The organism is Sphingomonas sp. VDB2 (genome assembly GCF_047946695.1).
Classification (GTDB): domain Bacteria; phylum Pseudomonadota; class Alphaproteobacteria; order Sphingomonadales; family Sphingomonadaceae; genus Sphingobium; species Sphingobium bisphenolicum.
The window spans coordinates 820,289-844,458 of the sequence record NZ_CP159616.1; the positions used below are offsets into that span (position 1 = coordinate 820,289).

The 24,170-nt window shown below is 65.5% G+C and carries 20 protein-coding genes; 11 read left to right on the plus strand and 9 right to left on the minus strand.

The features are described from left to right. Positions 1-91 precede the first annotated feature (91 nt). Complete coding sequence (gene acs, locus ABT375_RS22170; RefSeq protein ID WP_416465349.1) at positions 92-2,035, minus strand: acetate--CoA ligase; 1,944 nt, start codon at positions 2,033-2,035, stop codon at positions 92-94. A 331-nt stretch (positions 2,036-2,366) separates the two neighbouring features. Here acs and ABT375_RS22175 point away from each other — a divergent pair, with 331 nt between their 5' ends. Together ABT375_RS22175 and ABT375_RS22180 are read left to right on the plus strand one after the other, a co-directional pair. Then, a complete protein-coding gene (locus ABT375_RS22175; protein ID WP_416465350.1) occupies positions 2,367-3,623 on the plus strand; it encodes a DcaP family trimeric outer membrane transporter in 1,257 nt (418 codons plus the stop codon). Positions 3,624-3,679: 56 nt separating this feature from the next. After that, positions 3,680-5,350 (plus strand): MFS transporter, encoded by a 1,671-nt coding sequence (locus ABT375_RS22180; protein ID WP_416465352.1) that lies wholly within the window; start codon positions 3,680-3,682, stop codon positions 5,348-5,350. Positions 5,351-5,424: 74 nt separating this feature from the next. Here the strand turns inward: ABT375_RS22180 and ABT375_RS22185 are convergent, their stop codons facing one another. From ABT375_RS22185 to ligK, 3 genes are all read right to left on the minus strand, one after another. Continuing rightward, the gene (locus ABT375_RS22185) at positions 5,425-6,297 is read right to left on the minus strand and encodes an amidohydrolase family protein (RefSeq protein ID WP_261937055.1); all 873 of its coding nucleotides are present in this window, start codon (positions 6,295-6,297) and stop codon (positions 5,425-5,427) included. A gap of 97 nt (positions 6,298-6,394) precedes the next feature. Then, positions 6,395-7,456 carry a 4-oxalomesaconate tautomerase gene (locus ABT375_RS22190; RefSeq protein WP_416465354.1) on the minus strand — a complete coding sequence of 354 codons (1,062 nt, stop codon included), beginning with the start codon at positions 7,454-7,456 and terminating at the stop codon, positions 6,395-6,397. 123 nt (positions 7,457-7,579) lie between these two features. After that, positions 7,580-8,254, minus strand: coding sequence for a 4-carboxy-4-hydroxy-2-oxoadipate aldolase/oxaloacetate decarboxylase (gene ligK / locus ABT375_RS22195; RefSeq protein ID WP_224551227.1), 675 nt, complete (start codon positions 8,252-8,254; stop codon positions 7,580-7,582). Between the two features lie 142 nt (positions 8,255-8,396). On the opposite strand from ligK, the gene ABT375_RS22200 reads away from it, so the two are divergent. The 6 genes from ABT375_RS22200 (at position 8,397) to ABT375_RS22225 (ending at position 14,136) form a co-directional block, all read left to right on the plus strand. Next, positions 8,397-9,542 carry a LysR substrate-binding domain-containing protein gene (locus ABT375_RS22200; RefSeq protein WP_416465356.1) on the plus strand — a complete coding sequence of 382 codons (1,146 nt, stop codon included), beginning with the start codon at positions 8,397-8,399 and terminating at the stop codon, positions 9,540-9,542. An 85-nt stretch (positions 9,543-9,627) separates the two neighbouring features. Continuing rightward, complete coding sequence (locus tag ABT375_RS22205) at positions 9,628-10,500, plus strand: DUF1932 domain-containing protein (protein ID WP_416465358.1); 873 nt, start codon at positions 9,628-9,630, stop codon at positions 10,498-10,500. 144 nt (positions 10,501-10,644) lie between these two features. Beyond that, on the plus strand, positions 10,645-11,670 hold the full coding sequence (locus ABT375_RS22210) for an amidohydrolase family protein (protein WP_224551231.1): 1,026 nt from the start codon (positions 10,645-10,647) through the stop codon (positions 11,668-11,670). Continuing rightward, complete coding sequence (gene ligA, locus ABT375_RS22215) at positions 11,667-12,119, plus strand: protocatechuate 4,5-dioxygenase subunit alpha (RefSeq protein ID WP_224551232.1); 453 nt, start codon at positions 11,667-11,669, stop codon at positions 12,117-12,119. Before ABT375_RS22210 ends, ligA begins: the two co-directional genes overlap by 4 nt. Before the next feature lies 1 nt (position 12,120). Then, on the plus strand, positions 12,121-13,014 hold the full coding sequence (locus ABT375_RS22220) for a class III extradiol dioxygenase subunit beta (RefSeq protein ID WP_416465360.1): 894 nt from the start codon (positions 12,121-12,123) through the stop codon (positions 13,012-13,014). A 180-nt stretch (positions 13,015-13,194) separates the two neighbouring features. Then, entirely contained in the window at positions 13,195-14,136 is a 942-nt protein-coding gene (locus ABT375_RS22225) for a Gfo/Idh/MocA family oxidoreductase (protein WP_416465362.1), read from the plus strand. A 64-nt stretch (positions 14,137-14,200) separates the two neighbouring features. Here ABT375_RS22225 and ABT375_RS22230 read toward each other — a convergent pair whose 3' ends face one another. The 5 genes from ABT375_RS22230 to ABT375_RS22250 form a co-directional block, all read right to left on the minus strand. Further along, positions 14,201-14,428: a hypothetical protein gene (locus ABT375_RS22230; protein ID WP_224551235.1), complete on the minus strand. Its 228-nt coding sequence runs from the start codon at positions 14,426-14,428 to the stop codon at positions 14,201-14,203. A 31-nt stretch (positions 14,429-14,459) separates the two neighbouring features. Continuing rightward, a complete protein-coding gene (locus tag ABT375_RS22235; protein ID WP_261937060.1) occupies positions 14,460-15,332 on the minus strand; it encodes a helix-turn-helix domain-containing protein in 873 nt (290 codons plus the stop codon). Positions 15,333-15,378: 46 nt separating this feature from the next. Beyond that, entirely contained in the window at positions 15,379-16,674 is a 1,296-nt protein-coding gene (locus ABT375_RS22240) for an MFS transporter (RefSeq protein ID WP_224551237.1), read from the minus strand. 33 nt (positions 16,675-16,707) lie between these two features. Then, entirely contained in the window at positions 16,708-17,268 is a 561-nt protein-coding gene (locus ABT375_RS22245) for a DUF3237 domain-containing protein (protein WP_416465365.1), read from the minus strand. Positions 17,269-17,358: 90 nt separating this feature from the next. After that, positions 17,359-18,822 (minus strand): aldehyde dehydrogenase, encoded by a 1,464-nt coding sequence (locus ABT375_RS22250; protein ID WP_416465367.1) that lies wholly within the window; start codon positions 18,820-18,822, stop codon positions 17,359-17,361. 187 nt (positions 18,823-19,009) lie between these two features. Between ABT375_RS22250 and ABT375_RS22255 the strand changes: the two genes are divergently transcribed. The 3 genes from ABT375_RS22255 (at position 19,010) to ABT375_RS22265 (ending at position 23,805) form a co-directional block, all read left to right on the plus strand. Then, the gene (locus tag ABT375_RS22255; RefSeq protein ID WP_416465368.1) at positions 19,010-21,433 is read left to right on the plus strand and encodes a hypothetical protein; all 2,424 of its coding nucleotides are present in this window, start codon (positions 19,010-19,012) and stop codon (positions 21,431-21,433) included. Positions 21,434-21,623: 190 nt separating this feature from the next. Then, positions 21,624-22,793 (plus strand): 4-hydroxybenzoate 3-monooxygenase, encoded by a 1,170-nt coding sequence (gene pobA / locus ABT375_RS22260; protein ID WP_261937064.1) that lies wholly within the window; start codon positions 21,624-21,626, stop codon positions 22,791-22,793. 1 nt (position 22,794) lies between these two features. After that, complete coding sequence (locus tag ABT375_RS22265; RefSeq protein ID WP_416465370.1) at positions 22,795-23,805, plus strand: aldo/keto reductase; 1,011 nt, start codon at positions 22,795-22,797, stop codon at positions 23,803-23,805. The last annotated feature ends 365 nt before the right edge of the window (positions 23,806-24,170 follow it).

Consider the following 24,170-nt stretch of genomic DNA (forward strand, 5'->3'; position numbering starts at 1 on the left):
TCAGCGTCGGGCTCCTCTCCGAGCGGCCATCTGGCCGATCTGCCACCGCCCGGAATAGGGACTTGCCCCCGAGCGGGGCAAGTTCTTTCGATCAGGCGTTGGCGAGTTGGCTGTCGGCGATCAGCTTGTCGACCACTGACGGATCGGCCAGAGTCGATATATCGCCCAATGCGCCGGTTTCCCCTTCCGCGATCTTGCGCAGGATTCGGCGCATGATCTTGCCCGATCGGGTCTTGGGCAGCCCTGGGGCGAACTGGATGATGTCGGGCGTGGCGATCGGTCCGATTTCGTTGCGGACCCAGGCGACCAGCAGCTTGCGCAATTCGTCCGACGGCTCCTCGTTCGCGTTGAGCGTCACATAGGCATAGATGCCCTGGCCCTTGATCGGGTGCGGCATCCCCACGACGGCGGCTTCGGCGACCTTGGCATGGGCGACCAGCGCGCTTTCAACCTCCGCCGTGCCCATACGGTGGCCCGACACGTTGATGACGTCATCCACCCGGCCGGTGATCCAATAATAGCCGTCCGCGTCGCGACGGGCGCCGTCGCCGGTGAAATAGCGGCCCGGATAGGTGGTGAAATAGGTCTGGAAGAAACGCGCATGGTCGCCATAGACGGTGCGCATCTGGCCTGGCCAGCTTTTGGCGATGCAGAGATTGCCTTCCGTCGCGCCCGCCAGCTCCTTGCCTTCGGCATCGACCAGCAGCGGGTGGACGCCGAACAGCGGCGTCGTGGCGGAGCCGGGCTTCAGGTCGGTCGCGCCGGGCAGGGGGGCGATCAATATGCCGCCGGTTTCCGTCTGCCACCAGGTGTCGACGATCGGGCAGCGGCCTTCGCCGACGATGCGATGATACCATTCCCAGGCTTCGGGATTGATCGGTTCGCCGACGCTGCCCAGGATGCGGAGGGACGCGCGGCTGGCGGCCTGCACATAGGCGTCGCCTTCGCGCATCAGCGCGCGGAGCGCAGTGGGGGCGGTGTAGAATATCGACACGTTCCACTTGTCGCATATCTGCCAGAAGCGGCTATGGTCCGGATAGTTGGGGACGCCTTCGAACATCAGGGTGGTCGCGCCATTGGCGAGCGGACCGTAGACGACATAGCTGTGGCCGGTGACCCAGCCGATGTCGGCGGTGCACCAATAGACCTCGCCGGGGCGATAGTCGAACACATGTTCGTGCGTCATCGACGCCCAGAGCAGATAGCCGCCGGTCGTGTGCAACACCCCCTTGGGCGTGCCGGTGGAGCCGGAGGTGTAGAGGATGAAGAGCGTGTCTTCGGCGCCCATGGCTTCGGGCGCATGGTCGGTGGCGGCGGCGTCGCGGGCGGGGCCGTAGAAGAGATCGCGGCCTTCCACCATATTGACGTCGGCGCCGGTGCGCTGGACGACGATGACCTTTTCGACCGAACTGCAATGGGCGAGCGCAGCATCGACATTGGCCTTGAGCGCCACCCGCTTGCCGCCGCGCAGCCCTTCGTCGGCGGTGACGACCAGGCGGGAGTTGCAGTCGCGAATGCGGCTGGCGAGACTGTCGGGGGAGAAGCCGGCGAAGACGATCGAATGAACCGCGCCGATGCGGGTGCAGGCCAGCATGGCGAAGGCGGCTTCGGGGATCATCGGCAGATAGAGGGTGACCCGGTCGCCGCGCCGGACGCCATGGCTTTTGAGCACATGGGCGAAGCGGCAGACTTCCTCATGCAGCTGGGCGTAGGTGATGACGCGGCTGTCGGCGGGATCATCCCCTTCCCAGATGATCGCGGGCTGATCGCCGCGTGTCGCCAGATGGCGGTCGATGCAGTTGGCGCTGACGTTGAGCTGGCCGTCGGCGAACCAGCTAATGCCGAAATCGGATTCGTTGAAGCTGCTCTCGTCGACTTTGGTGAAGGGCGTTATCCAGTCGAGCCGCTGTGCCTGTTGCCGCCAGAATGTGTCGGGATCGGACGCGGCCAGCGCATGCATGGCGGCGGCGGTCGAGGCGGTGATGCGGGCGTCGGCAACCAGGGCAGTGGGGACGGGGTATAGCGTTTCGCTCATTTGTCGAGAACCTCTCCAGCTCTTTGCCCTAGCGTAACGCATGAACACAGGACCGGCATCCTCGACCAAAGTCGGACGGCCTTCCCACCATGGTCCGCCTTCTCCGCGCCCCTGCATCGTCCGCATGATGCAGCCATGGCCGGATCGCCACCAACCCCGCAGAGACGGGTCGATCCGGCGGGAGAGGATATATGGCGCGACCCCCGTCGGCGCAGGCGATGATCGATGGATATTGGCGGCGTAGCGCTGCGATCGGCGCGTTGGCCGCCGCCATCGTCGCCTGGCCGGATGCCATGGCGCAAACCCGCGCGAGGCGGAACTGGAGGTGCGGTTGAACCAGCTGGAGGCAGCGGTGACGGCGCTGAAGACCGAATTGACGCGGGCGCGGACCGACCAGCAGGCGTCGGCGCACATGGCCCAAAAGGCCGACGATCGCGTCGCCGCGCTGGAGGATGAACCGGCGACGGACGGTTTTCAGGTCGGTGGCACGACTTTCAGGATCGGCGGATTCGTCAAGATGGTGGGCAGCGCCACCCGTTATGACGACGGCGCGGTGCCGGGCGGCGCGCTGGGCAAGGAATTCTACCTGCCGCAGCAGATTCCGGTGGGCGGCCGGAGCAGCCGCGACATGATCGGTCATGCGCGGCAGAGCCGCTTGTTCTTCGAGACGGAGACGGTGGTGGGCGCAAAGGCGCTCAAGAGTCATATCGAGTTCGACTTCGGACTGGCCACGGCGCCGGTCGGGGCGCAAAGGGCGACCAATCCCTATACGCCGACGCTGCGTCGCGCCTTCTTCACCTATGGCGACTGGCTGGTGGGACAGGAATGGACGGCTTTCCAGAATCCCGCGCTGCTGCCCGAAACGACCGATTATGTCGGGCCGATGGAAGGGACGGTCTTCGTCCGCCAGATGGTCGCGCAATATCGCCGGCCGCTGGGCGACGGCCTGTCGCTTACCCTGTCGGCGGAGAATCCCCAGACCGAAACCGTGACGCCGGCCGCCGCGGACCTGGTCGATCATGACAATGACAGGATGCCCGACCTGGTGGCCAAGCTCGCCTATAAGGGGGCGGGCGCGGAATGGCATGTCGCCGGTCTGATGCGGACGCTGTCGGTGGACGATGCGGGTGCGGGCGGCAGAGCGATGGGCTGGGGCGTCAGTGGTGGGGCGCGGATCGATTTCGGGCCGCAGGGGCGGCATGATCTGCGCGTTCTGGCGACCTATGGCCGGGGGATCGGCCGCTATCTGGGACTGGGTGCGGTGGCCGACGCGGTCCATGATCCGGGACAGGCCGGCAGGCTGGGGCTGGCCAAGAATTTGTCGGGCTATGCCGCGGTGAAACTGGGCTGGAGCGACGGTCTGCGCTCCACCTTCATGGCGGGCTACCATCGCGCTATCTATCCGTCCGATTTTGCGGTGCCGGGGTTGGCGGACCGGACGGCTTACAGCCTAGCCGGCAACCTGTTCTGGACACCGGTCGAGCATCTCGACCTCGGCATCGAATATCGCCATGCTCAGCGGGACGTCGTCAGTGGCCTCAGTGGCCAGATGGACCGGCTTGAGATGGCGGCCAAATATACATTCTGACTTAGGTTTACGCGATTTCACCTGACGGGAAATCGCTTTTGAAAGGAGAGGGGCTTATGGCGACGACCTGTGACGACGGTCAGCCGAAACATCATGCGGCGAGCCAGAACGAGAAACTCGTCATCGCGGCGTCCTCATTGGGGACGGTGTTCGAATGGTATGATTTCTATCTCTACGGGCTGCTGGCCACCTATATTTCCGCCCAGTTCTTTTCGGGCGTGAACGAGATGACCGGCTTCATCTTTGCGCTGGCGGCGTTCGCGGCGGGTTTTGCGGTACGGCCGTTCGGGGCGCTGGTGTTCGGGCGGATCGGCGATCTGGTCGGGCGCAAGAATACCTTCCTCGTCACCATGGGGATCATGGGCCTGTCGACTTTCGCGGTGGGCCTATTGCCCAGCTATGCCAGCATCGGCGTGGCGGCCCCCATCATCCTGCTCATCATGCGGCTGGCGCAGGGGCTGGCGCTGGGCGGCGAATATGGCGGGGCGGCGACCTATGTCGCGGAACATGCGCCGGAGGGGAAGCGCGGGCTTTATACCAGCTGGATCCAGACGACCGCGACCTTCGGCCTGTTCGCGGCGTTGCTGGTGGTGATCGGTTTCCGCTTTGCGTTGGGTGAAGAGGCGTTTGCGGCCTGGGGATGGCGTCTGCCGTTCCTGATTTCGATCCTGCTGCTGGGCGTGTCTATGTGGATACGCTTGCAGCTCAACGAAAGCCCGGTCTTCCAGAAGATGAAGGAGGAGGGCACGACGTCCAAGGCACCGCTGACCGAAGCGTTCGGGCAATGGGGCAATCTGCGCTGGGTCATCATCGCGCTGCTGGGCGCGGTCATGGGGCAGGCGGTGGTCTGGTATGCCGGGCAATTCTACGCGCTGTTCTTCCTGGAAAAGACGCTGCGGGTGGATGGGGCAACGGCCAATATCCTGATCGCCATCGCGCTGGCGCTCGCCACGCCCTTCTTCGTGTTCTTTGGCTGGCTGTCGGACAAGATCGGGCGCAAGCCGATCATCCTGGGCGGGTGCGCGCTGGCGGCGATCACCTATTTCCCGCTGTTCGGGGCGCTGACGAGCGCGGCCAACCCCGCCCTGGCGACGGCGCAGGCGTCCGCGCCGGTGACGATCCTGGTCGACCAGGCGCAATGTTCGTTCCAGTTCGATCCGGTGGGCAAGAACAAGTTCGACGGATCGAGCTGCGACATCGCCAAAACCTATATGGCCAAGACTGGGATTAGCTATGCCAATGTCGAGGCGCCTGCGGACACTCCGGCGGTTGTCAGGGTCGGCAGCGCCAGCTTTGCCGTGCCCGATCCCAAGGTGCTGGCGGGCGCGGAGAAGGGGGCGGCGATCGCGGCTTTCCAGGGCCAGTTGAAGGCGGGGCTGGCGCAGGCGGGCTATCCGGCCAAGGCGGACAGTGCGCAGATCAACAAGGTCGCGGTCGTGGCGATCCTGTGGGCGCTCGCGATGCTGGTGACGATGGTGTATGGCCCGATCGCGGCGATGCTGGTGGAGCTGTTCCCCAGCCGCATCCGTTACACGTCGATGTCGCTGCCCTATCATATCGGCAATGGCTGGTTCGGCGGCTTCCTGCCCACCACCGCCTTCGCCATGGTCGCGGCGACCGGGGATATCTATTACGGCCTCTGGTATCCGGTCGTCATCGCGGCGGCGACGGTGGTCATCGGGCTGTTGTTCCTGCCGGAAACCTTCCGCCGGAATATTGACGACTGAGACGGCGAGTTGGACAATTGAAATGAAAAGAGCGGCGCCCACAAGCGCCGCTCTTTTCATTATATATCAATTACTTATAATTCTTCCGGCCAATAGAGGCGCATCGGATTGTCGACCAGCAATTTGCGCTGAAGTTCGACGGTCGGCGCGATGCGCGGGATCATGTCGACCAGATGGCCGTCGTCCGGGATAGCGTCCTGCATATTGGGGTGCGGCCAGTCGGTGCCCCACAGGACGCGGTCCTGATAGTCGGCGACCAGCGGTGCGACCGCGTCGGCGAAGGCGTTCCAGGGATCGCCAGCAGGATCGAGCCGGTCGGGGCAGGTGGCCTTGAACCAGATGTCGTCGCGGCTTTGCAGGAAGGCGCGGAAGGCCTGCATGTCGGCGCCGTCCGGCCCCTGGGTCACATCGGGGCGGCCCATATGGTCGATGACGAGGGGGACGGGGATGGCGTCCATGAAGGGGCGTAGTTCTTCGAGGATGTCGGCTTCGAAATAGATGACCACGTGCCAGCCCGCAGGCAGGCGCTTGGCGACGTCGAGGAACTTGTCCTTGGGTGCGTCGTCGACCAGGCGCTTGAGGAAATTGAAGCGGATGCCGCGGATGCCGCCATCATGGAGGACGGCGAGATCGGCATCGGAAATGGCCGGATCGACCACGGCGACGCCGCGCGCCTTTCCGTTCGCCTTTGCGATGGCGTCCAAGGTCGCGCTATTGTCGGTGCCGTGGCAGCTCGCCTGGACGATGACATTGCGGGCGAAGCCCAGATGGTCGCGCAATGCGAACAACATGTCCGGGCCGGCATCTTCGGGCAGATATTTCGCCTTCGCGCTGAAGGGGAAGTCCGCCATCGGGCCAAAGACGTGACAATGGGCGTCGATCGCGCCGGCGGGGGGCGTATAGAGCGGCTTGGAGGGCGCGCCATGCCATGAGGTGATGCGGGTCATTGGTTCCAACTCCGTTCGCCCAGAACATACCGAAGGGCTTGTCTTATAAAAAAAGTGCCGCCCTTCGACAGGCTCAGGGCGAACGGCACTAGTGCGTTCAGGAAAAGACGATGCCGTCCATGAGTTTGCGGGCGGTGCGCAGCATGGCGGCGCTGGTGACGGTGCCGCTATCGTCCAGTTCCATGACGCAGGTCGTTTCGCCGGTCGGATGTTCGACCGAGAGCGTCTTGCGATTGCCGTCGGGGATCGATGCGACCTCGAAGGCGGGCGAGCCTTCGATCAGGCAGGCGGTGGCGACGCTGACCGCGCCCAATACGCCGATGGAGGCATGGGCGCGATGCGGGATGAAGCTGCGCACCGTGACCGCGCCGCCGTTGCGGGGCGGGGCGACCAGCATCATCTTGGGCACCGACTTGTCGGTTACGTCGCCCAGGTTCATGCGCTCGCCGACGGCAAGGCGGATTTTTTCGATCCGGGCTTTCAGCGCCGTATCATTGTCCAGCGTGTCACGGTCTTCGTAGCCGGTGATGCCGACATCTTCCGCTTTCATGACGACGCAGGGCATCCCGTTGTCGATCAGGGTTACGCGCACGCGCTCCACTTCGTCGAAGGCGTTGCCGGTGGGAAGAAGGGCGCCGCAGGAGGAGCCGGCGGTGTCGCGAAACTCCAGCGGGACGGGGGCGGCGCTGCCGGGGACGCCGTCTATCTTCGCATCGCCGTCATAGCGGACTTTGCCGTCGGGGGTTTGCACCGTGCCGATGGCGATCTGGCCGGTATTTTCCATGAAGATGGTGACGCGGGTTTCGCCCTGTTGCGCAGCGACGAGGCCCCGTTCGATCGCGAAGGGGCCGATGCCGGCGAGAATGTTGCCGCAATTCTGCGCGTCGCTGACCACCGCCTTGTCGACGAAGACCTGGAGGAAGAGATAATCGACATCGACGCCGTCGCGCTGTGACTTTTTCACGACCGCGACCTTGCTGGTCAGCGGATCGGCGCCGCCCATGCCGTCGATCTGGCGCGGGTCGGGCGAGCCCATGACGCGCAACAGGAAGGCGTCGCGGGCGGCGGTGTCGGCGGGCAGGTCCTGGGCGAGGAAATAGCCGCCCTTGGAGGTGCCGCCGCGCATCCATAGGACGGGGGCAGAGGGGAGGGCGCTCATTTACCACCCCCGTTCGGGCTGAGCGAAGTCGAAGCCGTCACCTGAGCGGAGCGAAGAGCTTCACTGCGTTCAGCCGAGCCCTTCGACAGGCTCAGGGCGAACGGGTTTGCATGCACTCTCTCGTCACACATATTTCAGGCCCATTTCTTCCAGACGCGGGCGCATATTGTAGATGTCCAGACCGAGTTCGCCGGCGGCCAGGCGGACGCGCTTGGCTTCTTCGGCGGCTTCGCGGGCCTGCGCCTTTTCGAGGACCGCAGCGGCGTCGGCGCGGGGTACGATGCACACGCCGTCATCGTCGGCGATCACCACGTCGCCCGGATTGACCAGCGCATTGGCGCAGATGACGGGGACGTTGACCGATCCGATCGTGTTCTTGACCGTGCCCTGGGCATGGACCGCCTTCGACCAGACCGGGAAGTTCATCTGGGTGAGGTCGCGCACATCGCGCACGCCCGCGTCGATGATAAGGCCACGGCAGCCGCGCGCCTGGGCCGAGGTAGCGAGCAGGTCGCCGAAATAACCGTCGGTGCAGGGGCTGGTGGGAGCAAGGAGGAGGACGTCGCCTTCCTTCAACTGCTCGATCGCGACATGGACCATCCAATTGTCGCCGGGCGCGGCGGAGATGGTGACGGCGTTGCCGGCGATGCGCGCGCCGGTGTAGATCGGGCGCATGTACGAGGCGAGCAGGCCGGTGCGGCCCTGCGCTTCATGGACGGTGGCGACGCCGCATTTGGCGAGGCCGTCGACGACGGAAAGGTCCGCCCGTTCGATATTCTGGACGACGATGCCGGACATGCTGACCTTCTCCTTATCATGGCGGCGCACGGACCAAGCTGATGGTAGGGCGGCGCGGGACAGGATGGTGGCTGGACCCGTTCGGGGAAAAGGGCAAAAAGGAAATCTGGCCAAGCCATTAGTTTTCACTAAATATGGCAATGTGGACTGGACCGACATCAACCTTCGTCACCTGCGCGCAACCGTGGAAATCGCGGAGCGCGGAACCATGAATGCGGCCGCCGCGGCGGTAAACCTGACCCAGCCGGCGATAACCCAGGCGCTGGCCCGATTCGAAGCCATGCTGGACGTGCCCTTGTTCGACCGGCGCCATGACGGGATGACGGTGACCGATGCGGGCGCGCTGCTGGTGCCGCGTTTCCACGCCGCGCTGGACCATATCGCCAGCCCGCATGTGACGATGGCGCGGTTCCGCGCGCTGATCGCGCTGGCGGATGCGGGCAGTTACCCTGCGGCGAGTGCCGCGACCGGCCTGTCGATTCCGTCGCTGCATCGGGCGGTCAACGATCTGGGGCTGTCGCTGCGGCGGCCTTTGGTGCGGCGGCGGGGCAAGGTGGTGATGCTGACCGATGCCGGTGTGCGGATGGCGCGCGCCTTTCGCCTGGCGCGGGTGGAGTTGATGGCGGCGCTGGCCGAACTGGCGGCGCTCAAGGGGCATGAGACGCGCAGCATCGTGATCGGCGCGATGCCCTTGTCGCGGGCGCGGGTGTTGCCCGCAGCGGTGTCCCGCTTCCTGCGGCGGCGGCCGGGGGTGCGGATCACCATATTGGAAGGATCGCGCACCGAGCTGGTCGAGCCGTTGCGCAACGGGGCGATCGACATGATGGTGGGGGCGTTGCGCCAGCCTTTGCTCGAGTCGGATTTCGAGCAGGCGGCATTGTTCGACGACCGGCCGGTGGTGATCGCGCGGGCGGGGCATCCGCTGGCAGGGACGCGGCCCAGCATGGCGGATCTGGCGCGCTATCCGTGGATCATCGCGGCGTCGGGCGCGCCGCTGCGCGAAAGCTGGGAGGCGTTGTTCAGCGAGCAGGGCATCGCCCTGCCGGTGGTGCCGATCGAGTCGGGATCGGTCATGACGATCCGGCAATTGCTGATCGACAATGATTTCCTGACCCTGTTGTCGCCCGACCAGGTGACGGTGGAACTGGAGGCGCGATGGCTGTGCCGGATCGACACGCCGGTCACGCCTGCCAGCCGATCCATCGGCGTCACCACGCGCGCATCCTGGCGCCCGACAGTGGTGCAGGGGGAGTTCATGGCCGATCTGGAAGCGGTGTCGCAGGGATAAGGTGGAAGGCATGTTTAGCGCCAGCTAATGGCCCTGTGGCTGTTCCGATTTGCGGTTGGGCGCTCTGGCGGGCAGGTTTTCGCGCATGACGACCGATATCATCCTGATCGGATTTGGCGAGGCGGGCAGTGTGTTCGCGGCGGCGGGGGATTGGCGGGCACGGGCCTGCGCCTATGATCGCGATCCGGCGCGGGGCGATGTCATGGCGCAACTGGGCGTCCGGTGCAGTGCCGGTCTGGGTGATGCGGTGCGGGACGCCGGGCTGGTCGTATCGCTGGTGACGGCGGACCAGGCGCTCAACGTTGCGCGCGATGTGGCGACGTTGCTGCCTGCGGGCGCGATCTTCTGCGACATGAACAGCGTCGCGCCGCAGACCAAGCAGGCGGCGGCGGCGCTGATCGAGGCGGCGGGCGGTCATTATGTCGATGTCGCGGTGATGGCGCCGGTCGATCCGGCGGGTGTGGATGTGCCGTTGCTGTTGAGTGGGTCGCTTGCCGGGGACGCGGAAGCGCGGCTGCGGGCGCTGGGCTTTGGCAGGACGCGCGTCGTGGGCGCGGATGTGGGACGGGCGTCGTCGATCAAGATGATCCGGTCGGTCATGGTCAAGGGGATCGAGGCGCTGACCGCCGAATGCGTGCTGGCGGCGGAAGCGGCCGATGTGCTGGACGAGGTGCTGGCGTCGCTGGATGCGAGCGAGAAGGCGAAGCCTTGGGACGTGCGGGCGGATTATAATCTCGACCGGATGCTGGTGCATGGCACGCGGCGCGCGGCGGAGATGGAGGAAGTGGTCAAGACGCTGGATGGCCTTGGCACGGGCGCTGCGATGACGCGCGGCACGGTGGCGCGGCAGGCGGCGATCGGCGCACTGGGCGTGAAGGCGCCGCCGGAAGGGTTAGACGCGAAGATCGGGGTGATTTCTTCCTCGGTCGTGCCAGCAGGGCGCGAGGCCGCGGAATAGGATGTTGTGCTCCCGTGCAGGCGGGAGCCTAGTCCCGCCGTCCGAACTAGGTTGAAACGAGGCACGTGCCTCGTTTCAACGCCTGCGCGGGAGCAGGTAGTGCTGGAGGTGGGGTGGATGGATTAGGACTGGAGATAAGAGCGGATGAGCCTGATTATCGATTGCCACGGTCATTATACCGTTCTGCCCAAGGGGCATGACGCCTGGCGCGAAGAGCAGAAGGCCGCGTTCAAGGCCGGGACGCCGTGCCCGCCCTATCCCGAGATCAGCGACGCGGAAATTCGCGAGACGATCGAGGCGAACCAGTTGCGTCTGATCAAGGAGCGCGGTGCGGACCTGACGATCTTTTCGCCGCGGGCTTCGGCAATGGCGCCGCATGTCGGGGATGAGGCGGTCGCGAAGGAATGGGCGATCCGCTGCAACGACCTGATCGCGCGCGTCGTCGGCCTGTTCCCCGAAACCTTCGTCGGCGTGTGCATGCTGCCCCAGTCGCCCAAGGCCGACATGAGCAACAGCATTGCGGAACTGGAGCGTTGCGTCACGGAGCTGGGCTTCATCGGCTGCAACCTCAATCCCGATCCGGGCGGCGGGCATTTCACCCATCCGCCGCTGACCGACAGATATTGGTATCCCTTCTACGAGAAGATGGTCGAGCTGGACGTGCCGGCGATGATCCATGTGTCGGGCAGCTGCAATCCGGCGATGCACGCGACCGGCGGCTATTATATCGCCGCCGACACCATCGCCTTCATGCAGCTCCTCGAAGGCGATCTGTTCAAGGATTTCCCGACGCTGCGCTTCATCATCCCGCATGGCGGCGGCGCGGTGCCCTATCATTGGGGGCGCTATCGCGGTCTGGCCGACATGCTCAAGAAGCCCGACCTGTCGACGCATCTGATGAACAATATCTTCTTCGACACCTGCGTCTATCACCAGCCGGGCGTGGACCTGCTGGCCGACGTGATCGAGAACAAGAACATATTGTTCGGGTCGGAAATGGTCGGCGCGGTGCGTGGTATCGACCCGACCACCGGCTTCTATTTCGACGACACCAAACGCTATGTCGACGCGTTGGAGATTAGTGACGAGGAACGCGCTGCGATCTTCGCGGGCAATGCCCGTCGCGTCTTCCCGCGCCTCGACGCCCAATTGAAGGAGAGGGGACTATGATAACAGAAGATCCCAAGCATCAGGATATTCACGAATATCTGGCCGAGATGGAGGATATTCCCGGCACCCGCGTGTTCACGGCGAAGCGCGCGCGGCAGGGCTATCATCTGAACCAGTTCGCGATGAGCCTGATGAAGGACGAGAATCGCGCGAAGTTCAAGGCGGACGAGCGCGCTTATCTGGACGAATGGCCGCTGACCGAGGCGCAGAAGCTGGGCGTGCTGGCGCGCGATTATAACAAGTGCCTGGACCTGGGCGGCAACGTCTATTTCCTGTCCAAGTTGTTTTCAACTGACGGGATTCCGTTCGCCGAAGCGGTCAGCACCATGACCGACATGAAATTCCCGGAATATCGCGAAATGATGATGCGGGGCGGCCGATCGCCCGAGGGCGTACGGTCGATCAAGGCCAATGAAGCGGCGGCTGCCGCCAAGAAAGAGGATCGCTGAGATGGCGCGGATTACTGCTGGCGTGGCGTCGAGCCATGTGCCGTTGCTGGGCGTGGCGTCCGACTTCAACAAGGATCGTGACGATTATTTCGGGCCGATCTTCGCCGGCTACGACTGGACCCGCGCATGGGAAGAGGCCGAAAAGCCCGATGTCGTCATCCTGGTGTATAACGATCATGCCTCCGCCTTCGACATGAAGATCATCCCGACCTTCGCGATCGGCTGTGGCGAACGCTACAAGTCGGCGGACGAGGGCTGGGGGCCGCGCGCGGTGCCGGACGTGGAGGGGCATCCAGACCTCGCCTGGCACATGGCGCAGAGCCTGATCCTGGACGAGTTCGACATGACCATCATCAACGAGATGGACGTCGATCATGGCCTGACCGTGCCGCTTTCCATGATGTTCGGCAAGCCCGACGCCTGGCCGTGCAAGGTCGTGCCGCTGGCGGTCAATGTCGTCACCTATCCGCCGCCATCGGGCAATCGCTGCTGGGCGCTGGGCGAGGCGGTGCGCAAGGCGGTCGAAAGTTTCCCCGAAGACCTCAACGTCCAGATCTGGGGCACGGGTGGCATGAGCCACCAGTTGCAGGGGCCGCGCGCGGGGCTGATCAACAAGGAATGGGACAATCGCTTCCTGGACGGGCTGGTCGGCGACAGTGACCATCTGCGCCGCATCCCGCATATCGAATATCTGCGCGAAACCGGCAGCGAAGGCATCGAAATGGTGATGTGGCTGGTGATGCGCGGGGCGCTGGGCAAGAAGACCCGCGCGCTGCATCGCCATTATCATGTGCCCTGCTCCAACACTGCGATCGGCCATATGGTGCTGCGCCCCGACAATGGCGAAGGGCTGGACATGACCGGCAGCGACGTGACGGCGATCGCGGCGGAATAGCTAAGTTAAGCCCTTCCCGTTGCGGGGAGAGGGCAGGGTAGGGCGATTGCGTCAACGATCGCTTCTGCCTTCGAAAATCGGGCGCGGCTCGCTTCGCTCGCACCCACCCTCGAACAGAGTCACGTGCCTCTGTTCAACCCGTCCCTTAAAAGGGAGGGGCTTATTATGGAGTAGTTTCCCATGCGTATTGCCCTGGCCGGTGCCGGCGCCTTTGGCGAAAAGCATCTCGACGGCCTCAAGAATATCGACGGCGTGACTGTCACCTCGATCATCGGTCGCGAGCTGGAAGCGACGAAGAAGGTCGCGGAAAAATATGGCATCGGCCATGTCACCACCGACCTCAATGAGACGCTGGCGCGTGACGATGTCGACGCGGTGATCCTTTGCACGCCCACCCAGATGCATGCGGCCCAGGCGATCGCCTGCATGGACGCGGGCAAGCATGTGGAGGTGGAGATTCCGCTGGCCGATAGTTGGGCCGATGCGCAGGCGGTACTCAAGAAGCAGGAGGAAACCGGCCTCGTCTGCATGGTCGGCCACACGCGCCGCTTCAATCCGTCGCACCAGTTCGTCCACAACCGTATCAAGGCGGGCGAATTCAATGTCCAGCAGATGGATGTGCAGACCTATTTCTTCCGCCGCAAGAATATCAATGCGAAGGGCGAGCCGCGGTCCTGGACCGACCATCTGCTGTGGCATCATGCCGCGCATACGGTCGACCTGTTCGCCTATCAGGCGGGCAAGATCGTGTCGGCGCACGCCTTGCAGGGGCCGATCCACCCGGACCTGGGCATCGCCATGGATATGTCGATCCAGTTGAAGAGCGAGACGGGCGCGATCTGCACCCTGTCGCTGTCGTTCAACAATGACGGGCCGCTCGGCACCTTCTTCCGCTATATCGGCGACACCGACACCTATATTGCGCGCTACGACGATCTGGTGAACGGCAAGGAAGAGACGATCGACGTCAGCCAGGTCGCGGTGTCGATGAACGGCATCGAATTGCAGGACCGCGAATTCATCAGCGCCATCCGCGAAGGCCGCGATCCCAATTCGAGCGTCGCCAAGGTGTTCGACTGCTATCGCGTGTTGGGCGAGCTGGAAACGCAGCTCGCGGGTTAATGCGGAATCCCTTCGGGGTCGCAAGGAAGGGCGCGGCGGGACAACCCGCTGCGCCTTTTTTGTGTCACGCCGTCAGCAGCGGATGCGCCATGCGCAGGTCGTCGAGCAGGCTTTCGATCAGCGCGATGTCCTGGAAGCTGCCGGTCGGCGTCGCGTTCCAGTTGCAATGGGGATGGGTAGCGGGACTGTAGAGCCGCAGCGGACCGATCGCCTTGCGCCAGTGATGCTTGCTCTTGCCATGGTCGCGCAGCAGCCGGGCCACCAGCAGGTCGATGAGCTTGTCCGCTGTCATGGCTGCGCATGTAGGGCCGCGGCCGGCCGCGTCAACCTGTCCGCGCAGCGCGATAGGCGCGGGGCGGCTGGCCGATATGGCGGGCGAAGAAGCGCGAGAAATAGGCCGGGTCTTCAAAACCGATGGCGTAGGCGATTTCGGCCACCGACAACTGGGAGTAGAGAAGCAGGCGGCGCGCCTCCAGCAGGGCGCGATCGTCGAGCATCTGCGCAGGAGAACTGCCCGCAACCCGCGCGCAGGCCTGCCGCAGCGCGGTGAGGCTGGCGCCGAGTGCTTTGGCATGATCCGATACGGGTTCGCGCTGGCGGAAGCGCTGCTCGATCCGTTCGCGCAGGCGCGCGACCAGCGCGGCCTGGCGCGCGGTGCCGGCTTGGGTCGTTTGCGCCAGTGTCGCGTGGCGTAGCGCGAATACCATCAGCGACAGCAGCGCGGATTCGACGGCGGCGCGCTGGCCGGGACCGGACCAGCCCAGTTCCTGCGCCATGCGGGTGATGCTATCCTGCGCGACGCCGCCGTCGCCGGTCGATAGGGGGACGGCATGGGGACGGGCGAAGAGCGGGGCGAGATCGGCATCGCGGGCGATCAGGTGGCGCAGATAGGAATCGGCGATGGTGGTGACATGGCCGCGCGATTCGCTGTGCCAGGTGAAGCCATGGACGATGCCGGCCGGGATCAGCAGCAGGCAGGGTGCGTCGAAGCTGACCTGCGCCGCTTCGGCCTGCATCGCGCCACCGCCCTGCGCGATCAGGATGATATGGTTGAGGTCGCGATGGACATGCGGGCGGATCGTCCATTCGCTGGGGCGGGATCGATCATCCAGGCTTTCGACATGGACGAAGCCCTCCGCCACGCTGCGCTGTGGTTCGCCGTAAAGATAGAAGCTGGGGACGGGGGCGGTCGTCATGATGGATCGTCCATCTATGCGCCCGGCCCCACCTGTCCGCAAGCCGTCAGGCCGGGCGCGGGCGCAGCATCGCCAGCAGCGCCGCCCCGACCAGCGAGCCGAGCGCCATGACGAGGGCGACGGCGGGCAAGCCGAAGTCGAGCGTGAACAGGAAGCCCGCCAGGATCGGTCCGAGCGCCGCGCCGCCCCGGCCGACGCCGATGACGATGCCGGTCCCGCCGGCGCGCACGGCGGTAGGGAAGGACTGGGCGACCAGCGCATAGAGGCCGACCACCGCGCCATTGGTGAAGAAGCCGGCGCAGGCGGCGACCAGGCTGAGACCGGCGAGCGTCGTCTGTCCCTGACCAAAGACCGTCACCAGACATGTGGAGGCGACCATCGCCACCATGACCAGCCCGCGGACCGGCAGCCGCCAGCTAAGCGCGCCGAGCAGCAGCGAGCCGGCAAGACCACCGACATTGGCCCAGACCAGCACGCCCCCCGCCGCCGATGGCGCAAAGCCCATGTCCACGACGATCTTGGGCACCCATTTCAGGATGAAGTAGAAGGTCATGATGTGACAGAAATAGGCGAGCGTCAGGAGAATGGTGGTGCGCGCCAGGCCGGGGGCGAACAGAGACGCGAAGGCCGGCCTGGTCGCGGTCGGATCGGGCGCGGGGAGGGCGGCGGCCGGGGCGTGGCCCATGCGGCCGAGCAGGCGGTTGATCCGCGCCAGCGCGTCTTGGGGCCGCTTCTGCAACAGGAAGCCGATCGATTCGGGCAGCAGCCAGAGCGAGACGGGCAGGAAGACCGCCGTGACGATGCCGCCGAACAGGAAGATGTCGCGCCAGTCGCCCGCGATCAGCAGGTGCGAGGCGACCGATCCGCCCAGGATCGCGCCGACCGGATAGCCCGCCGCCATGATCGCGACGGCCAGGCTGCGGGAGCGGGCGTTGGACAGTTCGGCGACCATGGCGTTGGTGCAGGCGAGCATCCCGCCGATGCCGAGACCGGTCAGAAGGCGGATGAACGAGAGCGACACCACATCCCACGCCTGGGTCGCGCCTGCCATGCCTGCGGCCATGACGACGAGGCAGCCCAATATGGTGGGGCGGCGACCGATGCGGTCGGCGACATTGCCGAGCAGAACCGATCCGACCGCCATGCCGATCAGTTCCATCGACAGGACGAGGCCCAGCGCGGCGCGATCGATCCCCCATTCCCTGGCGATGCCGGGCGAGGCGAAGCTGATCGCCAGCACATCGAACCCGTCAAGTGCGTTCAGCAGGATGCACAGGATGATCGCCGCGATCTGGAGCCGGCCCATGGGGGCTTCGTCCAGCCTGTGCCTGATGTCAGTCATGGGCGATCCTGTCCTGTCGTTTTTACGTTGGTGTCAGCCGACCGCGAAAATGTCTAGCGCGACATGATCCTTGTAGCGGGCGGCGGTGCAGAGGAAGACGGTGCGGCCGAGCCAGGCATGGGAGCCATCGCTCGCGACTTCGAAGCGCGGGGTGGTGCGAAAATAATAGAGGGCAGGGTCCACCACCTCCCCCGCCGCGATGCGGGCCAGCACCGGCGCGGGGCCGTGGCGATAGCCGGGATTGATGACCGAGATGATCGCGCCGTCGTCGGCCTGCAATGAATAGCGCGCCAGGATGTCGGCGGTGCCGTCCGCCCGGATCGATTGCCAGTCCGCGCCGCCGGGCAGCACCTTTCCGGTAAGGCGCGGCCCGTCCACGCTGCCGCCGGTGATGGGGATGACCCGTTTGCGCACGCCATCGACCATGCCCAGTTCCTGCGGCGCGCCGATGAGGACGCGCAGGCGCATGGCGAGGCTGAGCGGCGGGGTCGCGAGCGGGCCGGGTTCAGCCGCGGCAAGCGGGGTGGCGGCGCCGGCGAGGGCCAGGCCGGGCATGGCCTTGAGCAAGCCGCGGCGGTCCATGTCCCTTGTCATCCTCTTCTCCTGTTTCGTAGTGCGTGCCTGCCAGGGGGCTTGCCTGTTCGGATTGTGGCTGGTCCGGACGGGGATGTGGGAAGATGAGTGTCAGATCGGAAAGTGGCCGGGCTGGGTTTCCATCGTGATCCAGCGCAGGTCGGTGAAGCTGTCGACACCGGCGCGGCCGCCGAACTTGCCATAGCCCGACGCCTTGGTGCCGCCGAAGGGCATCTGCGCCTCGTCATGCACGGTGGGGCCGTTGATGTGGCAGATGCCGGACTGAATCTGGCGTGCGACCCTGAGCCCGCGTGCAGTGTCGCGGGTGAAGACCGAAGCGGACAGGCCATAGTCGGTGTCATTGGCCAGCGCGATGGCATGGGCCTCGTCACGGGCATGGATGATGCCGACGACGGGGCCGAAGCTTTCGTCACGGAACAATTTCATGTCCGGGGTGACGCCGTCGATGACATGGGCGGGCATCAGGACACCACCGCCCCCGTTCAGAACGTCGCCACCGTTGAGCTGCGTCGCGCCGGCCGCGAGCGCATCGTCGATGAGCGCGCGGACATGGGCGACGGTCTTCCTGTCGACCACCGCGCCGAGCGGGGTCTTCCCCTCGCGCGGGTCGCCGACCGCCATGGTGGCGACCTTGGCCCGGAATTTTTCCGCAAAGGCGTCGGCGATGGCATCGACCACGATGATCCGCTCGGTCGACATGCAAATCTGGCCCTGATTCATGAAGGCGCCGAAGGCCGCGGCCTTGACCGCCTCGTCGAGGTCGGCGTCTTCCAGCACGATCAGCGGCGCTTTACCGCCCAGTTCGAGCAGGACGGGCTTGAGATGTTCCGCACAGCGCCGGGCGATGACCTTGCCCACGGCGGTCGAGCCGGTGAAATTGACGCGGCGTACGGCCGGATGATCGATCATCGCGCCCACCACGTCGCCGGCGTCCTGCGGGGCGTTGGTGATAAGGTTGACGATGCCGCCGCCAAGGCCGGCCTCCACGAAGGCCGCGACGATGAGACCGTGGGTGCGCGGGCAATGTTCGGACGCCTTGAGCACGATCGTATTGCCGCAGGCCAGCGGTACGGCGATGGCGCGGGCGGCGAGGATGATCGGGGCGTTCCATGGCGCCATCGACAGCACGACGCCGGCAGGCTCGCGGATCGCCATGGCGAGACAGCCGGGCTTGTCGGACGGGATGACCTCGCCGCCGATCTGGGTGGTGAGGGCGGCCGCTTCGCGCACCATCGAACTGGACAGCATCAGGTTGAAGCGCGCCCAGCCTTCGGTCGCGCCGATTTCTGCCATCATCGCATCGACGAAGTCGGCGGCCTTGGCGTCCAGTGCATCGGCGGCCTTCATCAACGCTGCGCGGCGTGCGTTGGGGCCAAGGGCGGACCAGGCGGGAAAGGCGGATTGCGCGGCATCGACCGCCGCGATCGCATCGTCGAGGCTGGCGGCGGCAGCGATGGTGGCGACTTCACCCGTTACGGGATTGACGCGCTCGAAGGTCGCGGCAGCCGCGCGCTGCTCCCCGCCGATGACCAGGGCGATTTCCGATACAGGCATATCCGACTCCTTATTATCGTTATGATAGATAGCGATGCAGATAGCTATCAGCAATAGCATTCATGGCATTCACCCGATTGGTATGAACTTGGGCAGGCGGGCTGCGTTACCCTCTCGCCCTTGGCTTGCAGCGGTCCATGTGGGACAAGCGGCGGCAGGGTCGCACAACAGGAAGCAAGACAGAAAGATGACGCCTTGGTCGATCGACAGGATGATGCGGACCGCCCGTAGCGCGCTGGGGGCTTTGGCGTACGCCATGCTGGCGCCTGCCTCACTGGGCGCCGCGGAACCCGCGCCGTTCGAATTGCCCGGTCCGGCGCTCGATATATTGGTGATGCGCGGCGACCAGAGCCTGCCGATCGCGCAGGTGCCCAGCCTGTCCGAAGGCGACCGGCTGTCGATCGAGGCGGACCTGCCCGCCGACCAGGGCGCGCGCTTCATCCTGGTGTCCGCCTTCCTGCGGGGCGCGACCAATCCGCCGCCCAGGGATTGGGTCCGGTTCGCCGAGACATGGAAGAAGAAGGACAAGGACAAGGCGCTGGTGCTGACCGTGCCCAAGGGCGCGCGGCAGATGGTGCTGTTTCTGGTCCCCGACACCGGCGGGGCCGAGGGTGTGCTGTCCGACGTGGTCCGCGGCAAGCCGGGCGAATTCGTGCGCGCGACGCAGGATCTGAACCAGGCGTCGCTCGACCGGTCGCGGCTGGATGCCTTCATGGCGGCGATCAAGGCGCAGGAAAACAGCCATCCCGAATATCTGCGCAGCGTCGCCCCTACGCTGGCGCGCAGCCTGGCGATGAAGCTGAACGAGGATTGCCTGTCCAAGGTGGTGGAGATGCAGGCCGCCTGCCTGCTCGACAATCGCGAGGCGCTGGTGCTCGCCGACGTCCATAGCAGTTCGATCGCCGAAACGCTGACCGGGGCGCCCACCGACCTCGCGCTGCAACTGGCCGCGACGCGCGAGGCGGGCTATGGCTTCTACAGCCCCTATATCGGCGTGGTCCGCGACATCGCGAAGATATTCGGCGCGTTCAGCAGCCCGCAATTCGACTATCTGCCGACCCTGAGCGTGCGCAAGCCGGAGGGCATGGCGCTGCTGCTGAACGCCGCGCCATCCTTCCAGAAGCCCAAGTCGGTCATGGTCGTGGCCATGCCCGCGATCGAGGCGGACAGCCCGCCGCGCCTGCGCCGCAGCGGCGATGCGCCGGTCTGTGCAGCGCGCGCGGGTACGGTGCTGCCGGTCGAGGGCGCGCCGCTGATCTTCTCTACTTCCTATGCGCGCGAGGTGAAGCTGGCGCTGAAGACGGCATCTGGCGAGACGATCGAATTGCCGCTGGAGGCGCGCGCCGACCGGGGCGGCTATGTGCTGACCGGCGGCGACTTGCCCCCGGCCTTCAAGGGAACGGTGGAAGGCCATCTTTACGGTCGCTGGGGCTTCGACCGGTTCGAAGGGCCGGACTTTACGTTGCAGATGCCCGATGCGGGCGGATGGGCGGTCGAGGGCGATACCGCCGCTCTGGTCGTCGGGCGCGACAATGGGCTGGTGCTGAAAGGCGGCGCGCCCGCCTGCGTCGAGAGCGTCATGATGCGGCAGGGAGACGGCGCGCTCCGGCCGGTGGAATGGAAGGTGCAGGGGCGCGACGCGCTGGCGCTGACGGTGCCGCTCGCCGATCGCAAGCCGGGCGCGATGAGCATCGAGGTCAAATATCAGGGCGTCGCCCAGCCTGCCGCGATTGCGTTGCGCAGCTATGCGCAGGCGAGCCGGCTGGACGGGTTGCTGCTTCATGCCGGGGACAAGGCGGCCTTGCTGTCCGGGCAACGGCTGGACCAGGTGGACAGCGTAGACGTGAACGGGCTGCTGCTGCGGCCGGACGGGCTTGTGCGCGACGGTGAAGTGGACCGGCTGCGGCTGGTGGCGCAGGGCGATGGGGTAGCGGCCGATGCCGGCAGCGAGGCAATGGCGCGGGTCAAGCTGCGCGACGGGCGGAGCGTGAACCTTGCCCTGACGGTGGCGTCGGCGCGGCCGCAAATAGGGCTGCTCAGCAAGGACATCAGCCTTGGTGCGCCGCCCGCGAACGGCAAGGCGCTGGCGCTGGGCGGCGACAATCTGCTGCCGGACAATGGCCAGCTCGTCTTTTCGGTGCGGGCGGGCGAGGGCACGAAGCTGAGCGCCAGCGACGCGATCGAGGTCGCGCCGGTCGCGGATGGCGCGCCGATCCGGCTGACCGCCGCCAACGGCCTGCGGCTGGAAAGCGCCAAGGTGATGGTCGCCACGCTGAATCCCAGGGCGATGGCGCCGTCCCTGTTCGGGCCGCTGCGCTTTCGCCTGTTGCGCGGTGGCGAGGCGAGCGACTGGCAACCGCTGGTGACGCTGGCGCGACTGCCGCAGATCGAGGCGGTGGCGTGCGAGGCGAAGGCGGACGGCTGTACGATCACGGGGCGCGACCTGTTCCTGATCGATGCGGTGGGCGCGACGCCGACGCTCGACCAGGCGGCGCAGGTAGCGCATGGCTATACCGGCTCGGCGCTCAAGGCGCCCACGCCGCGGGACGGCAAACTCTATCTGCGGCTGCGCGATGCGCCCGACAGCGTAGTGACGCTGCCCGCAGCCTGATCGGGCGGCGGATAGTCCATTCATCCTGGGGAGTGCCGGCGATGGCATGGCATGGTGCAGGCGAAAATCTCCTATTCATCTGCACAGGGTCGGTTGAATCGTCCAAATAAGCTGCTGCCCCGGCCATGGGCGTGCGCGCCGCGGCGGGGCATCATGCCTCCCAATTCCGAAGGACATGGAGAGGATCATCATGAAGACGCAGGTCGCTATCGTGGGCGCCGGGCCGGCCGGGCTGATGCTGGGGCATCTGCTGCGCGCCGAGGGAATCGACGCCGTGATCGTCGAGCGCGCGTCGCCCGACTATGTGCTGGGCCGCATCCGCGCCGGCGTGCTGGAGCGCACCACCACCGACCTGATGGATCAACTGGGCCTTGGCGCGCGGATGCATGCCGAAGGCCTGCCGCATGACGGCTTTCACCTGGCCGATGGCGAGCGGCTGATCCGCATCGACATCGGGGCGCTGACCGGCAAGCAGGTGATGGTCTATGGCCAGACCGAAATAACGCGCGACCTGATGGAGGCCGCGCCCGAACGCGGGCTGGAGGTCATCTATGACGCCGCCGACGTGGCGCTCCACGATGTTGATGGCGACGCACCCTATCTCACCTATAGCAAGGACGGCGCGACCCATCGGATCGATGCGCAATTTCTGTGCGGCTGCGATGGCTTTCATGGCCCCTCGCGAAAGGCGATCCCGGCGTCGGTCGCAGCCGTCTACGAGAAAGTCTATCCCTTCGGCTGGCTCGGCATCCTGGCGGACGTGCCGCCGTGCAACCATGAACTGATCTACGCCAATCATGAACGCGGCTTCGCGCTCGCATCGATGCGGTCCGAAACGCGCAGCCGCTATTATGTGCAGGTGGCGCTGGAGGAGAAAGTCGAGGACTGGTCCGATGACCGGCTATGGGACGAGCTGGCGATCCGGCTGGGGCCGGAAGCGGCGGCGCATATCACCCGTGGCCCGGCGCTGGAAAAGTCGATCGCGCCGCTCCGCTCCTTCGTGTTCGAACCGATGCGCCATGGCCGACTGATGCTGGCGGGCGACAGCGCGCATATCGTGCCGCCTACGGGAGCGAAGGGACTGAACCTGGCCATGTCCGACGTGCATTACCTGTCGCAGTCGCTGATCGCCTATTTGAAACGTCATGACAGCGACGCGGTGGCCGGCTATTCGGACAAGGCGCTGGCCCGCGTCTGGAAATCCGAACGCTTCTCATGGCAATTGACGAAGCTGATGCACCGCTTCCCCGATAGCGATGCGTTCGATCGCCGGATGCAGGTCGCCGACCTCGACTATATCGCCTCCTCGGTCGCGGCGCAGACGACGATCGCGGAAAATTATGTAGGATTGCCTCTATAGTATGACTGCTCTTCCCACCCGCTCCATCGGTCCTTTCAAGGTTTCGGCCATCGGCCTGGGTTGCATGAACCTGTCCCACGCCTATCTGCCGCGTCCCGATGCGGCGACGGCGGAGCGGTTGCTGCGCCATGCGCTCGACGTCGGCGTGACCTTTTTCGACACTGCGGCTCTTTATGGCTTCGGCGCGAACGAGGAATTGCTGGGCCGGACGCTGATGGACCGGCGGGGGGAATTCACCCTGGCCAGCAAATGCGTGCTGGGGGAAATTGACGGCAAGCGCGGGCTGGACGGATCGCCCGGGGCGATCGCGCAGGTGCTGGAGGATTCGCTACGGCGGCTGCGGGTCGATCATATCGATCTCTATTATCTCCATCGGCTCGACCCGAAGGTCCCGATCGAGGAGTCGGTCGGCGCGCTGGTCCGCGCCAAGGAGGCGGGCAAGATCGGCGCGATCGGCCTGTCCGAAATGTCGGCCGCGACGCTGCGTCGCGCCCACGCGGTGCATCCGATCGCGGCGATGCAAACCGAATATTCGCCCTGGACCCGCAATGCCGAAGTGGCGGTGCTGGAGGCCTGTGCGCAGCTGGGCACCGGTTTCGTCGCCTTCTCGCCGGTCGGGCGCGGGCTGCTGGCGGGCAATCCCAATGCGGCGAACCTGCCGCAGGGCGATATTCGGGCGTCCATGCCGCGCTTCCAGCCGCCGCATCTGGCGGCGAATCTGGCCCTGGTCGATGATCTGAAAGCGCTGGCCGATCAGGCCGGATGCACCGCGGCGCAACTATGCCTGGCCTGGCTGCTCGCCAAGGGCGACCATGTCGTGCCGATTCCCGGAACCACCGGCATCACCCATCTCGACGAGAATCTGGCGACCCTGGCGCGTGAATGGCCGGACGACCTGATTGCAGCGGTCGAGGCGCTGTTCCCGTTCAGCGCACCGTCCGGCCCGCGCTATTCGCGCGAGGCACAGGCGCAAGTCGATACCGAATGCTGGGCGGGAGAGCCGCTGGCCTGAACCGAGCGCGATTCTCTTGTCCTTTCAGCGGGTTGATTCGCGAAGGCTAAGGGCGTGCGGGGCAAAATGGGGGGCGTAGAGCGGGGAAAGCCGTTCCACGCCCTTTTGCCTATCAACGCGTGAAAAAGCGCGGAAATCCCCGTTATTCTGGGCCTTTTCGGGGATCATTCCCAAGCGCCGACATAGAAAACTCACAAAGCGCGCTTTTTTCCGGTTGACCGACTCAGATGCCTCCCCTAGTTGGCCTCTCACCGGACGGGACGACGCCACTGCGGCGCTGAACCAGACGGTCGCCAACATAGACGGGACGCACCTCCCTCGGAACCAGTTTCGAGGAAGAATGGCTGTCCCTCTTTAGTTGTCGG